The 13,462-nt window shown below is 58.7% G+C and carries 14 protein-coding genes; 5 read left to right on the top strand and 9 right to left on the bottom strand.

From position 1 onward, the window contains the following. Positions 1 to 44 precede the first annotated feature (44 nt). The 8 genes from wrbA to DFT_RS01320 all read right to left on the bottom strand — a co-directional run bounded on the left by wrbA (position 45) and on the right by DFT_RS01320 (position 7,784). Positions 45 to 656 (bottom strand): NAD(P)H:quinone oxidoreductase, encoded by a 612-nt coding sequence (gene wrbA / locus DFT_RS01355; RefSeq protein WP_054029441.1) that lies wholly within the window; start codon positions 654 to 656, stop codon positions 45 to 47. Positions 657 to 685: 29 nt separating this feature from the next. Beyond that, positions 686 to 1,348: a phosphate signaling complex protein PhoU gene (gene phoU, locus DFT_RS01350; protein ID WP_054029440.1), complete on the bottom strand. Its 663-nt coding sequence runs from the start codon at positions 1,346 to 1,348 to the stop codon at positions 686 to 688. A gap of 19 nt (positions 1,349 to 1,367) precedes the next feature. Then, entirely contained in the window at positions 1,368 to 2,207 is an 840-nt protein-coding gene (gene pstB / locus DFT_RS01345) for a phosphate ABC transporter ATP-binding protein PstB (RefSeq protein WP_054030049.1), read from the bottom strand. Positions 2,208 to 2,475: 268 nt separating this feature from the next. Further along, positions 2,476 to 3,543, bottom strand: coding sequence for a PstS family phosphate ABC transporter substrate-binding protein (locus tag DFT_RS01340; RefSeq protein ID WP_054029439.1), 1,068 nt, complete (start codon positions 3,541 to 3,543; stop codon positions 2,476 to 2,478). A 99-nt stretch (positions 3,544 to 3,642) separates the two neighbouring features. Next, the gene (pstA, locus tag DFT_RS01335) at positions 3,643 to 4,899 is read right to left on the bottom strand and encodes a phosphate ABC transporter permease PstA (RefSeq protein WP_054029438.1); all 1,257 of its coding nucleotides are present in this window, start codon (positions 4,897 to 4,899) and stop codon (positions 3,643 to 3,645) included. Continuing rightward, positions 4,892 to 6,283: a phosphate ABC transporter permease subunit PstC gene (gene pstC / locus DFT_RS01330; RefSeq protein ID WP_054029437.1), complete on the bottom strand. Its 1,392-nt coding sequence runs from the start codon at positions 6,281 to 6,283 to the stop codon at positions 4,892 to 4,894. The genes pstA and pstC overlap by 8 nt, the downstream gene beginning before the upstream one ends. A gap of 226 nt (positions 6,284 to 6,509) precedes the next feature. Then, on the bottom strand, positions 6,510 to 6,872 hold the full coding sequence (locus DFT_RS01325; protein ID WP_152971822.1) for a tetratricopeptide repeat protein: 363 nt from the start codon (positions 6,870 to 6,872) through the stop codon (positions 6,510 to 6,512). Positions 6,873 to 6,890: 18 nt separating this feature from the next. Continuing rightward, a complete protein-coding gene (locus tag DFT_RS01320) occupies positions 6,891 to 7,784 on the bottom strand; it encodes a TP0624 family protein (protein WP_054029435.1) in 894 nt (297 codons plus the stop codon). A 120-nt stretch (positions 7,785 to 7,904) separates the two neighbouring features. On the opposite strand from DFT_RS01320, the gene DFT_RS01315 reads away from it, so the two are divergent. Genes DFT_RS01315 through DFT_RS01305 form a run of 3 tightly spaced genes read left to right on the top strand, consistent with a single transcriptional unit; the run spans position 7,905 to position 10,472 of the window. Then, complete coding sequence (locus DFT_RS01315) at positions 7,905 to 8,681, top strand: MlaE family ABC transporter permease (RefSeq protein ID WP_054029434.1); 777 nt, start codon at positions 7,905 to 7,907, stop codon at positions 8,679 to 8,681. A gap of 32 nt (positions 8,682 to 8,713) precedes the next feature. Continuing rightward, positions 8,714 to 9,379 (top strand): P-loop NTPase family protein, encoded by a 666-nt coding sequence (locus DFT_RS01310; protein ID WP_054029433.1) that lies wholly within the window; start codon positions 8,714 to 8,716, stop codon positions 9,377 to 9,379. A gap of 52 nt (positions 9,380 to 9,431) precedes the next feature. Further along, positions 9,432 to 10,472 (top strand): MlaD family protein, encoded by a 1,041-nt coding sequence (locus DFT_RS01305; RefSeq protein ID WP_083453251.1) that lies wholly within the window; start codon positions 9,432 to 9,434, stop codon positions 10,470 to 10,472. Positions 10,473 to 10,599: 127 nt separating this feature from the next. Here DFT_RS01305 and DFT_RS01300 read toward each other — a convergent pair whose 3' ends face one another. Then, positions 10,600 to 11,460 (bottom strand): NAD(+)/NADH kinase, encoded by an 861-nt coding sequence (locus DFT_RS01300; RefSeq protein ID WP_054029431.1) that lies wholly within the window; start codon positions 11,458 to 11,460, stop codon positions 10,600 to 10,602. A gap of 249 nt (positions 11,461 to 11,709) precedes the next feature. On the opposite strand from DFT_RS01300, the gene DFT_RS01295 reads away from it, so the two are divergent. Next, on the top strand, positions 11,710 to 12,333 hold the full coding sequence (locus tag DFT_RS01295) for a branched-chain amino acid ABC transporter substrate-binding protein (protein WP_083453250.1): 624 nt from the start codon (positions 11,710 to 11,712) through the stop codon (positions 12,331 to 12,333). Positions 12,334 to 12,419: 86 nt separating this feature from the next. Next, positions 12,420 to 13,328 (top strand): ABC transporter permease subunit, encoded by a 909-nt coding sequence (locus tag DFT_RS27435; protein WP_054029430.1) that lies wholly within the window; start codon positions 12,420 to 12,422, stop codon positions 13,326 to 13,328. The last annotated feature ends 134 nt before the right edge of the window (positions 13,329 to 13,462 follow it).

The following is a 13,462-nucleotide window of genomic DNA, read 5'->3' as shown; positions in this document are numbered from 1 at the left end:
CAAATCGCAAGAATTCCTATTGAAATGAAAGCAAAACCAAGGGCCTAAGCTTTCAGCCGGGCGGCTATGCCGGCCACGTGCTTGCCCTGGAAGCGCGCCGCGTCCAGTTCGTTTGGACTGGGCCAGCGCTCTCCGGACGTGCCGGCAATGGTCGTTGCGCCGTAAGGTGATCCTCCGGTGATCTCATCGTTGCGCATCTGCTGCTGAAAGGTGTAGGGCAGACCGACGATGACCATCCCATGGTGCAGCAGGGTAATCTGAAAAGAGAGCAACGTGGCCTCTTGTCCGCCGTGTTGGGTGGCCGTGCTGGCAAAGACGCTGCCCACCTTTCCGACCAATGACCCTTGGGACCAGAGCTGGCCGGTGGCGTCCAGGAACTGCCGCATCTGGCCGCACATGTTGCCGAATCGCGTGGGCGTCCCGAAGATGATGGCATCGGCCGATGTCAATTCGTCGACCGTGGCCACGGCAATCTGGGCAAACGTCTTTTGGGCGTCAACAGCACCCATTTTTTCCAACACACCCTCTGGAAGCGTCTCCGGTACGCGTCGCAGGACCACCTCGGCGCCTGGCACCTGCCTGGCACCTTCGGCCACGGCCTCGGCCATTTTGTAGACATGACCATAGGTGGAATAAAAAACGATCAATACTTTCATGGCGACCTCCTTTCTGAATCTTGCCTGTTTTATTCGGGAATCTTCCCGTGGCGCACGATCTCGCCCTCGATCAGATGGACCACCTCCTCGGCGATGTTGGTGCTGTGGTCGGCCAGCCGTTCCAGGTGGCGCGAGATGAGCAGCAGGTTGATCAGTAAGCTGACCCGGTCCGGATTCTCCTTGATCGATTGCTTGATGCGCTGATAGGCCTGAACCTGGATATCGTCCACCTCATCGTCCATGAAGATGACCTTGTAGGCCGTGTCCACATCCAGGTTGACCAGGGCGTCCAGGCTCATCTTGAGCATGGCCAGCACCTTTTCGGCCATGGGGGTGTAATCGAAGACAAAGGCCAGTGGCGGACGCTTGGCCACGACCTGCAACCGTTCCGCGATATTGACCGCCTCGTCGCCGATGCGCTCCAGGTCGTTGTTGATCTTGATGGTGGCGACGAGAAACCGCAGGTCCACGGCCACCGGCTGGTAAAGCGCCAGCAGCTTCAGACACTCCTCCTCGATCTCCACCTCCATCTCGTCGACTTCCCAATCCGAATTGATGATCCGCTCGGCGATATCGGCATCCCGCCCCTCGACGGCCTCGACCGCCATGCGCGCCCGCTCTTCGACCAGGGCGCCCAGGGAGAGCATCTTTTTCTTAATTTTTTCCAATTCTCTGCGCAAATGTTTCGACATGCGTTCCTCCCGACACCACCTATCCGAATCGGCCGGTGATATAATCCTGCGTCAGCTTGTGCATGGGCGTGGTGAACACCTCGTCGGTGCTGCCCACCTCGATCAAGTCTCCCAGGTGAAAATAGGCGGTGCGCTGGGAAACGCGGGCCGCCTGCTGCATGGAGTGCGTCACGATGACGATGGAGTACTGCTGACGCAGCTCGTCGATCAACTCTTCGATTTTGCCCGTGGCGATAGGGTCCAGGGCGCTGCACGGCTCATCCATGAGAATCACTTCCGGACCCACCGCGATGGTGCGCGCGATGCAGAGGCGCTGCTGCTGTCCGCCGGACAGGCTGGTGCCCGGGTGGTTGAGGCGGTCCTTGACCTCATCCCACAATCCCGCCTTGATCAGCGACGTCTCCACGATCTCGTCCAACTCGGCGCGGTTGAGGGCCAGACCGTGAATCTTGGGGCCGTAGGCGACATTGTCGTAAATCGACTTGGGGAAAGGGTTCGGTTTCTGAAACACCATTCCCACCTGGGCCCTCAACGGCACTACATCGATTTGGCGATCGTAGATATTGACACCGTCGAGCAGGATGTCGCCGGTGATCCGGCATCCCTCGATGGTATCGTTCATGCGGTTCAAACAGCGTATGAAGGTGGATTTGCCACATCCCGAGGGACCGATCATGGCAATGACCTCGTTGCGCGCAATATCGAGGGAAACATTGATGATGGCATGTTTGTCACCGTAGTAGACATTGACGTCGCGGCAGGTCATGCGCGGATCGTCGACAAACGGATGCCCGACGGTGTGCCCATCGCCTCTGTTTTTGTATGGTGCAACGACCCTGTCGTCGGAGGCGGTCTGCATGTTGTGGCCTCTGGCCTTCTCCTCGCTGCTCACACCGGACTCCTTTTGTGAGGTTTGATCATGCTGAAAGGCGACTATCATGGCATCACTCCAAACCCAGTCACACGAATAACATACGGCGCACCGCCGCGCAAACCGGCCGTGCGCCGCCCCGAAAAATTTAAAATAAACACGAATCTTCCAATCCGTAAGGGCGGGCATGAAGCCCGCCCTAAACACGCCGGGGAAAAATTTCTCAAGAAACCGCTATCTCTCCCCGGTTTTGCCACTACTTCAATTGACCGATGGAAAGGCTCTTCAGGGTTTTCACATCGGAACTGAACTGCTTGCGCTCATTTTCCGGCATGGGGATCAAGCCCTTGTCGGCCAGATAGCCGTCATCACCCCAGGCCTTTTCGGAAGTAAACTCTCCGAGATATTCCTTGATCCCGGGAATCTGGCCCACGTGGGCCTTTTTGACGTAGAAAAACAGGGGCCGTGATACCGGATAACTGCCGTCGGCGATCGCTTCGAAGGTCGGCGCAACCCCATCGACCATCGCGCCCTGAATCTTGTCCACATTCTGATCGAGGAAGCTGAAACCGAAAATCCCCATGGCGTCGGGATTGGCATCCAGTTTCTGAACGATCAGGTTGTCGTTTTCACCGGCTTCGATGTAGGCGCCGTCCTCGCGCACTGTGTGGGCGATAGCCTTATATCGGTTCTTGTCGCTCTTGGCCAATCCCTTGACCCAACCATATGAATCGGCACCGGCTTCCATCACCAGTTCCACGAAAGCGTCGCGCGTTCCTGAAGTGGGCGGCGGTCCCAGCATCTCGATCTTGGTGGCCGGCAATGCCGGGTTGATCTCCTTCCAGGTCTTGTATGGATTGTCGATGACCTTTTCGCCGCCCTTGGGATCCGGGATCTGTTTGGCCAGCGCCAGATAGACCTCTTTACGGGTCAACTTCAGCTGGGGGGACTTTTTGGAATTGGCCACCACGATGCCGTCGTAGCCGATTTTCACCTCCAGAATGTCTTTGACGCCATTGTCGCTGCACATCTCGAATTCGGTCGGTTTCATGCGACGACTGGCATTGGTGATATCCGGATGCTGCACGCCCACGCCGGCGCAAAAAAGCTTGAACCCACCGCCTGAACCAGTGGATTCGATTTTGGGCGTTTTAAACGCGGTGGTTTTACCGAACTGCTCGGCCACCACCGTCGCAAACGGATAGACGGTGGAAGATCCCACGATGCTGACGTAATCCCTGGCCGCATCGGCCGCCACCAGACCCGCCGATCCGGCAATGAAGAACCCGGCGGCTACCCACTGTGCTACTCTTTTTCTTAACATGACTTCCTCCTTGATTGGTCTCTCGTTCGCTTACTGCTTGATTATAAAATGAAATTGCCGCAAACCAGCCCGACATGGACGAGCCGACGGCATCCGCCGCTACCAGCGGCGCTCGAACTTCTTCCTCAACACCACAGCCAACCCGTTCATGGCGATCAGGAATACCAGCAACGCCATGGTGGCGGCCGAGGTCCGCTCCAAAAAGGCCCGTTCCGGGCTGTCTGCCCAGAGATAGATCTGCACGGGCAACACAGCCGATGGATCGGTAAAGCCGGCCGGAATATCCACGATAAAGGCCACCATGCCGATCATGAGCAACGGCGCCGTCTCTCCCAGGGCGCGGGCCATGCCGATGATGGTGCCGGTCAGCATGCCGGGCAGGGCCAGCGGCAGGACATGATGAAGGATCATCTGCATCTTGCTCGCCCCCACCCCCAGGGCCGCCTCCCGAATCGACGGCGGCACGGATTGCAGCGCCGCGCGACTGGCGATGATGATCGTGGGCAGCGTCATCAGCGACAGCACCAGGCCGCCCACGATCGGTGCCGACCGGGGCATGCCGAAGCCGTTGAGGAATACGGCCAGACCGAGCAGACCAAACACGATGGAAGGCACGGCCGCCAGGTTGTTGATGTTGACTTCGATCAGGTCGGTCCAGCGATTGCGCGGCGCGAACTCTTCCAGGTAGGTGGCCGATGCGACTCCGATGGGAAACGACAACACCAGGGTCACCACCAGAGTGAAAAAACTGCCGCAGACCGCTCCCCAGATACCGGCCAATTCCGGCTCGCGGCTGTCGCCGGAAGTGAAAAAGGCGGTATTGAATCTTTTCTCGAGTCGTCCTTGCGAGATCAACTGGTCGATCCAGGCCAGCTGCTGTTCGGAAAGGCGCCCGCTCTCCCGCTCCAGGTGCCCCTTGAGGAGCATGTCGACGTCATCGTCGGCCGGCACCCAGATCGGGAGGGTTTTGCCGATGAGCGAGCGGTCCTCCAGGACCATGGCCCGCAACTGGAAGGCCGCACCCGAGCTGACCAGGGCATACAGACTACGCTTGGCACTCCGCCCCGATACCTCCGGAAACATATTGTAAAGAGCTGTTTTTACCAGATGCGGGTAGTCCTGACGGCCCACGTCGCCCTCGCTGAAAAGCTCGGGGTCGAAAAAAACATCGAGCTCAATTCGGGATTGGAACACCACCCCGCGGCCATTCATGAAAATGCTGGCGAACAGGATCGAGAGAAACGCCAGGCTGATCACGATGGCCCCCAGACCCAGGCGCCGGAAGCGTCGCTCGGCCCGGTATCGCCGCTCCAATCCCCGGTTGACGATATCGATAGTTTTGAGTTCCTTATTCATACTGCTCCCGGTACTTGCGCACCACCTTCAAGGCAATGATGTTCAATCCCAGCGTGATGAGGAACAACAGCAAGCCCAACGCGAAGGCCGCCAATGTCTTGGGGCTGTCGAACTCCTGGTCGCCCACCAGCAGGGTAACGATCTGGACCGTCACGGTGGTCACGGTCTTGAAGGGATTCAGCGTCAGATTGGCGGTCAGACCGGCGGCCATCACCACGATCATGGTCTCGCCGATGGCCCGCGAAACCGCCAGCAGCACCCCCCCGACGATGCCCGGCAACGCGGCCGGCAACACCACCTGCTTGATCGTCTCGGACTTGGTGGCACCGAGCCCGTAGGCACCGTCACGCAGCGATTGCGGCACGGCGTTGATCATGTCGTCGGAAAGCGACGAGACAAACGGAATGATCATGATCCCCATCACCAATCCGGCGGCCAAAGCACTTTCCGAGGAGACATCGAGCCCCACGGTCTGTCCGAGGTTTCGAATCATGGGCGCCACCACCAGGGCCGCAAAAAAGCCGTAGACCACGGTAGGAATGCCCGCCAGGATCTCCATCAGCGGCTTGGACACGGCCCGAAAGCGTTTGCCGGCGTACTCGGACATGTAGATGGCGGCCATCAGCCCGATGGGCACGGCGACGGCCATGGCGATCCCCGATATGAGCAAGGTGCCGGCGAAGACCGGAATGGCGCCGAAGGCACCCGAGGCCCCTACCTGGTCGCTGCGGATGGCCATCTGGGGGCTCCATTGCAAACCGAATAGAAACTCGGTGACTGGAACGGCCTTGAAAAATCGAATCGCCTCGTACAAGACCGACAGCACGATGCCGATGGTGGTAAAAATGGCCACGGTCGACGAGGCCCCCAGGACCCACAGGATGATGCGCTCCACGTGGTTGCGGGCCCTGAGGTGTTTGTTGATCCGGCTGCGCAGTACCGCCACAGCCGAGATGGCTACGGCCAGTACCACCACGGCCAGGGCGATGTTTGCGATCCCCTGGAGACGTCGATAATGGTCTGCGGCCGCCTGGATGGCCGGATTGATTTGGCCGGACAGAATGTTGCCGCTGTTGAGGTTTTTGATGTCGTTGAGCACCAGACTCAATTGGGCGGGCGAAAGTTCGCGAAGCTCCGGCGGCAACGCGGCCACTACGAAGTGGGTGATCACGGTGGATTCAAAGGCCTGCCAGCCGGCGAAGATGATCAGGGCGGGCAGGCCGCACCACAAGGCGGTGAGCATGCCGTAATACGGCGGTCGCGAATGGAGGGCGCGCACCGCGGCCGGGTTGCCGGCCACCGCAACAGAGCGACGCAATCCAATGTAGTAGGCCAGGGCCGTCATCCCCAGAAGGAGAATCACTAGAATCCCGGGAGAGATCATGCGACAACCTCAATTCTCATATCATCAAACAAGGCGGCTCCTTACAGAACACATCGCCAAAACCCGGTGCCCGGAAACATCGTGTTCCGGAACAACGACACGGCCAAGCTAACCCCGGCCTGTTTGGCTATTGTTTGTCTCGTGTTAGATTTCTGTTAGCGCCGGTCGCAAACCGGCTGAGGGCAGGCGAGGGCAAATGGCCCTCGAAGATGGAGGAAAGGAGCGATTAGGGTTTGAAGCGGTTCAGTCGTTCATATCCTTGATGGACGTTCTCGCGTTCCCGGTCGTTGTCCGCCATGGCCTCGGCCAGCCGCATCATTTCCAACCCTTTGGGATAATCGCCGCTGCCGGCATAGGAGAGACCCAGTCCGATATAGGCATCCGTATAGTAGGGATCCAGCTCTCTCGCCCGTTCGAACTCCCTGCAGGCATCGATGAATTTCTTGCGGTCGATCAAGGCTTGCCCGTTGGCCACATGATGGGCCGGCGTGTCCAACCCCTGGCGCAGAAAAATGGTGTTCGGGCCGCATGCCATCACGATCAAGATTGCACACGCGGTCCCCCACCAGAAAAATCTTACCTTTGACATCACACCACCTCGGCACACCTACGGATCAAGGATAATGATCACGCGGCATTTTTTCAAAAACCCCAAATTGGCAGATGCGTCCCGCAATTTGGCGGCATCGGCGTTGCTGATCACCACATCACAATTTCGATCTTCGAGGGTGTGCAACCCCTTTACGACGAGCGGCTTGGGCCCCACCCGCGGATGCCGCTCCGGTTTATCCAAGGCACTGACATACATACAAACGCCTTGCTGCACCGCATAATCACGGCTGACAAAGGCCGATCCGAAGATCTCCCTGCCATTCTCATCGACCAGCATCGGCACCATGGCCGGCCGGGCGCCCGTGCCGCGCGCATCGACGACCAGCCCGGTAAAGACATTCGGCTCCTCCGGCGGCGTGCGCAGTTCGGGAGATCCGGACGCCGTGTTTCCCGGGGCAGCCGGAGTGAAGGATTTGATGCTCTCCACCGGTTTGATCGACTCGGGCAACACCAATTGAGCCAGTGGACCGAGCATGGACATCTGCACCTGGACCGCGACACCTCCCGCTTCATCCGATGGCCCGGCGTCAATGACCGAAGCGGCGGCCGCCATCTCCGCTGCCCTGGCCGCAACCTTCGGGTCCGCCGACATGACGTGGCCCACATACCGAAAGGCATCCATGCGGATATGCGCCATGGTCACGAGCAACTGGTGGATCGACGCTTCCCGGGACCGACGCAGCATCGCCTCCTTGGATGGGCCGCCCTCGACCGATGATGTGTCGGAGGGGGTGTCGGAAAAAATTCTGCTGTGGGCCATCAGGACCCCATCGCTCCAATGGATGCTGCCGTTGGGCAGGGTTTCAATGAATGCGCCATGAGGTTCGGCGAAACCGACCAGGGGGCAGGCAATCAGCAGGCAACAACTCAAAGAAAACCAGATGCGCATTATTAGTCTACTGTTTTTAGGTAGTTATCCAAACTGTTGACCGTGTCGAACAATATATTGTAAGACTCTCTGGAAGTCAACCAATCCTCAGACGAGGTGCAACGGGGCCAGTAACGGGTTATGGAACAGGTTATCGGTTATATCGGCCGCAAAACCATTGACGCCTTCACCCACATGCTGGACCTGTTCGCATTGTTCTACCGCATGCTCGCCCAGATTCGAGACCGCCCCCAGGCGGGCCGTGCCCTGATCCGCCGCATCGTCATCGAACAACTCTATTTCACCGCCGTGCAGGCCTTGCCGATCCTGATACCCGTGGCCCTGCTGGTCGGCAGCATGGTCATCGTCCAATTCGCCAAATTGTCCGGACAATACGATTTCGGCCGCCTGTCGGTCCTGCTAGTCATCCGCGAACTCGGTCCGGTCATCACCGCCTTACTGGTGATCCTGCGGTCTGCCACCGCAGTCACCATCGAAATTTCCTACATGCGGGTGCTGCATGAGCTGGATGCCCTGGAGATGGCTGGCTTGGACCCGATCCGCGTGGTGTGTCTGCCGCGTCTGATCGGGATCACATCGGCAATGGTCGGGCTGTTCATCGTCTTCGACCTGGTGTCGCTATTGGGGGGCTACGTCGTCGTCTGGGCGGCGACGGACATCCCCATGGGCAACTTCCTATACCAGATCGCCAAAGCCATCATACCCGCGGATATCGGGGTCGGGTTCCTCAAGGCGATGGTCTTCGGCATCGTAATTACCGTGACCAGCCTGTATCGCGGGTTCGAGACCAAAATTCGCATCACGGAGGTGCCGGTGGCCACATCGCGCTCGGCCATCGAATGTTTTTTTTATTGCCTTGTTATTAACGCATTGATTTCAATTGCTTTTTACCTATAGCCATGCATGTCGTACAACTCCAGGATTACAGTGTGCCACCCCAGGGTTCCGGAGAGGGACTGCGCGATATCTCCTTTACCCTGGCAACAGGGGACGTGTGCGCCATCGAAAGCCCCAATTCCGATGATGCGCAACTGTTTCTCAAGGCCCTGGCCACATTGGCGATGCCGTCCAAAGGCACGTATGTGTTTAATGGACAACCTCACGATCTGCGCCGCTACGGCGACATGCTCTGCTGCAAGCAACGGATCGGTTATGTGGCCCGCGACGCTGCCTTGATCAGCAACTTGACGGTTCGACAAAACCTGTTGCTGCAGCGCTACTACCATGAAAACCGCCTGGATATCGATCTCGAGCCCGACGTTCTGCGCCTCTGCCAATCCTTCGGACTGATGGAAAAACTCGACCAGCGGCCCTCCCTGCTCAATACCATGGAGATTCAAGCGGCCATCGTTATTCGTGAGTGGACGAAAAAGGCACACGTGATGCTGCTCTCCCAGCCCGAAGACTTTATCGGGCATGCCAAGTTCGATCTGCTCGTCGCCCTTTTCGAACAAATGATCGCGCAACGGTTGCCGACCGTCTTCCTATCCTTCGATCAACGGTTGTTCGCGCGTTTCGCCAATCGAAAAATTGTGGTAGACAAGGGGAGCTTGACGATGACGGTGCCTGGAACGATATCAGCCGGATCGCCATGATACCATCCCGGCCGTCATCCAACGGTCAGCCCGGCGGAGAAAACAAATCGACATGGAGATGGAATTCTCAAAGATAGAAAAGATCGTGGGCGCTTTCGTGGCAGGCGTACTCCTGCTGCTCCTGTTGAGCGTCGTGATGATCGGGCGCGGCAAAGACTGGTTCGAAACGTATGTAACCTACTACACCACGTTTAGCGAAACTTATAACCTGCAAGTCAACGCGCCGGTCAAACTCTTCAGAGCCGATATCGGCAAGGTGGATGACATCACCCTCGAGAACAACCGCGTGCTGGTCAAACTGGCCATCCGGCAGAAATATACCCCACGCATCCGTGAAGATGCGGTGGCCGTGGTCGAAAGCCCCACCCTGATCGGCTCCGAGTATATCGCCATCCTGCCGGGCTCGGCCGAGGCACCGCCCATTGCCCAAAACGGAGCCATTCCGTCCCGTGAAAAGCGATCCATCGACGATCTGCTGACCGAATTCGAAGTCGAAAAGACGGCCAAGATGGTCGTCACGGCCATCCAGGACATCTCCAAGGTCAGTGAAAACCTCAGCGATCCCAACGGCCCGCTGCTCGCCACACTGGATAATCTCGAACGCATCAGCAAGGATATGGCCAAGCTCACTGCGGACCTCGAGGCCGGAAAGGGGCCCATGGGCCTGATGTTGAAATCCGAAGACCTGATGCAGCGCATCGTGGACAACATCGAGCAAATGGGCGATATACTGGCCAATATCGACCAGGCAGCAGCCATGGCCCCCACCACCGTGCAGCTGGTCAACGACAACCTTGCGGCTTTCAAAGAAACCGGCGTCGCCATCAATGCCGGCATTCAAGAGGCCAGGACCATCCTTCAGGCCATTGAGGCATCGGCCGGCGACCTGCAAACCACGATGGAGAACATCAAGGCCGGCAGCCGCCAGGTGCCCGAGATCACCACCACCTTCAAAGAGGGAATCCTGGAGATCCGCCAGGGGGTCGAAGAGGTCAACCGGGTGGTCGACGCCATGCAGAAGAGTGTCCTGATCCGTGGGAACCTGCCGCCCGATCCGGTGCCGCAGGTCACCGACGCCGGGGCGAGGCCGTGAAAAAAAGAAGTTTAAAGTGTTCAGTGTAAAGTTTAAAGGGAAGGTATTCTGTCGATTTGATTTTTATTAAAAATAGATACCCTACCTTCACTTAAAACTTAACACTTTAAACTTAAAACTTAATATCTTATGTCCTACTCCCCCCCCACCTCAACTTGGTCCGCAAGACATCGAAAAAGCTGCGGCCGGGAAGGGCGATCAGTTGAACCGGCACCGGGGATTTCTGGACCACGATGGTGTGGCTCTGGTCGATGGGCATCCCCACCTGGCCGTCGAAGGTGAGCATGATGTCGGCCGATTTTTCGGCCAGCCGGATCGAGATCCGGCTGTCGTCGGAGACGATCAGGGGGCGGTTGGTCAGGGTGAACGGACAGATGGGGGTGATGAGAATCCCCGGTACGGCCGGCTGCATGACCGGTCCGCCGGCGGCCAGGGAATAGGCCGTCGATCCGGTCGGTGTGGCCAAGATCAATCCGTCCGCGCGATAGTCGGTCAAATAACGGTCGTTGATATGCACGGTGATGAGGGCGAGCCGGGCGAGCGCCCCTTTGTTGATCACCACGTCGTTGAATACGGTTTCGTTGGCCACGAGGCGCTCGGACTGCCGCACCTCGACATTGAGACGCATCCGCGGCCAGGTGACGAATCGACCCTCCAATATGGTCGCCACGGCGGTGTAGATCTGCTCCTCCGCCGCCTCGGCCAGAAAACCCACCTCGCCGAATTTTACGCCCAGGATGGGCACCTGGTTGTCGCCCAACCAGCGCACGGCGCTGAGAAAGGTGCCGTCTCCGCCCAAAACGACGGTACAGAACAACCCCTTGGGTGCCGGCGTCAGGCTGGGGCAAGGGGCGGTGCCGGGTTTCGCGTCGTGGGACAGGCGAACCACCTGGCATCCCTTCTCCACAAGCCAGGCCTCCAATGCATCGGCGTGTTGCCGGGCATTGGGGTCGGGCTTGACCACCAACCCAATCGTTCTCGGAGGCATCGCCCACTCCCTTGTATGTCCTTGGGGTTCGGGGATCGCCGCACGCGCTCCCCAGGATCACCCACAGGCACCCGTTATGGTGTGGGGTTATATACACCCGCCCGGCGTGTCATCAAGGAATTTTTCCGACTCTTCGTTTATTTGCAAAATTAGCCGGTTACCGATATAAAGAGTTCAAGCCACCCAGCTGCCCAGCGCGAGAAAAAGGAGGATGGATAAATGACACGGATCCAATGAACAACCCATCGTATGGCCGTCATGGTGCTGCTCGCCGTCATGCTCCTTGGCATGCTCTTAACAGCGTGCTCGCCAAGCGACGATGCGACGTCACCGGCGCAGGAAAAGGCGCTGCCGCCGATCAAGCTCGCCGTGGTCGGCGCCCATAGCGGCGATCTGGCCTCCTACGGCATCCCCACGGTACGCGCCGCCGAACTGGTGGCGGCCAGGCGCAATGCATCCTGCGGCATCAACGGCCGCCCCATTGAATTGATCGTCGAAGACGACGGTTGCAAACCGGAAATCGCCACCAATTCGGCCACCAAGGTGGCGGGCGGCGGCGCGCATGCCGTACTGGGCCACATCTGCTCGGGCGCCACCAAGGCGGCCCTGGGCATCTACAAAGAGTCCCGGTTGATCGCCATGTCGCCCTCGGCCACCAACCCGGCCTTGACCCAGAGCGGCGACTGTCCCAACTTCTTCCGCACCATCGCTTCCGACGACGCCCAGGCGCGCCTGGAGGTCGACTTCGCCCTGGATGTTCTGAAAGTGAAGAAGATCGCCGTGCTGCACGACAAAGGCGATTATGGCAAGGGATTGGCCGAGTTCGCCAAGAGCTTCATCGAAGCCGACCCGCGCGGCGAAAGGGAAGTGTAAAGTGGAAAGTTTAAAGTTTAAAGTGAAGGTATTCTGTCTATTACTGAGACATCCATCCGGGGCATAAGGAGCGGCATGCACGGCACATGATATCTTTCGCCGAGATTAAAAAATCGCTGTGGGCGGCCCTCTGGTTCATGTTTTTGACCTTTCCGATCATGGTCATCCGGGTCAACACCATCGACAACACCATCGCGTGGCGCTGGGACCGCCTCTTGTGGGTCGGCCTCGGCAGCTTCGTGCTTTCGCTCGTGTGGCGCCGCCTGATGCGGCGCAGGCAAACCCGGCAAGGAAGACCGGACGCCGCCCCATCCCGATCCACTCTCATCGCCCGGCAATTCTTCAAAAATCCGCGCATTGTCCGGCCCGCCCTGGTGTTGACGGGCCTCTTCTTCCTGGCCCTTCCCTTTGTCTTCTCGTGGCACCAGACCATCATCATGACCAACGTGTTGATCTACGTGGTGGTGGCGCTGGGCCTGAACATCGTGGTCGGCCTGGCCGGCCTGCTCGACCTGGGCTATGTGGCCTTTTTCGCGGTGGGCGCCTACAGCTATGCGCTGCTCAATTACCACTTCGGCATCGGTTTCTGGCTCGCCCTGCCCATCGGCGCCGGCCTGGGCACCGTGTTCGGCCTGTTGCTGGGGCTCTTTCCCATCCTGGCCCAACGCCGCCACCAGGCCGGCGGCACCCTGTCCGGCGGCGAACAACAGATGCAGGCCATTGCCAGGGCCCTGATGGCGCGCCCGCGGCTGCTGCTGCTGGATGAACCCTCGCTGGGGCTGGCACCTCTGGTGGTCGGCCGTATTTTCGACATTATCCGTCAAATCAACGCCGAAAACAACACCACCATCCTGCTGGTCGAACAGAACGCCAACCTGGCGCTCAAAGTGGCCCACCGCGGATACGTGATGGAAAACGGCCGCATCATTCTCGAAGAAAGCGCCGAACGCCTGATGGCCAATGACCAGGTGCGCAAGGCGTATTTAGGGCTCTAGTCCCGGCGGCTTCGCGATCGCGCCTCCAAAGACCGACCATCCGACTGTTGCATAGTGTCCGTCCACAAATAGGCAAATTGGCCATTTGTGGATGGATGCGACCTAAAGTTTCAGGCTGTTCTGCCGATATCCCA

The sequence above is a fragment of the Desulfatitalea tepidiphila genome, from assembly GCF_001293685.1.
Lineage (GTDB): Bacteria > Desulfobacterota > Desulfobacteria > Desulfobacterales > Desulfosarcinaceae > Desulfatitalea > Desulfatitalea tepidiphila.
The sequence above is the reverse complement of the archived record's forward strand: the minus strand, read 5'-3'. Positions and strand labels throughout refer to the sequence as shown.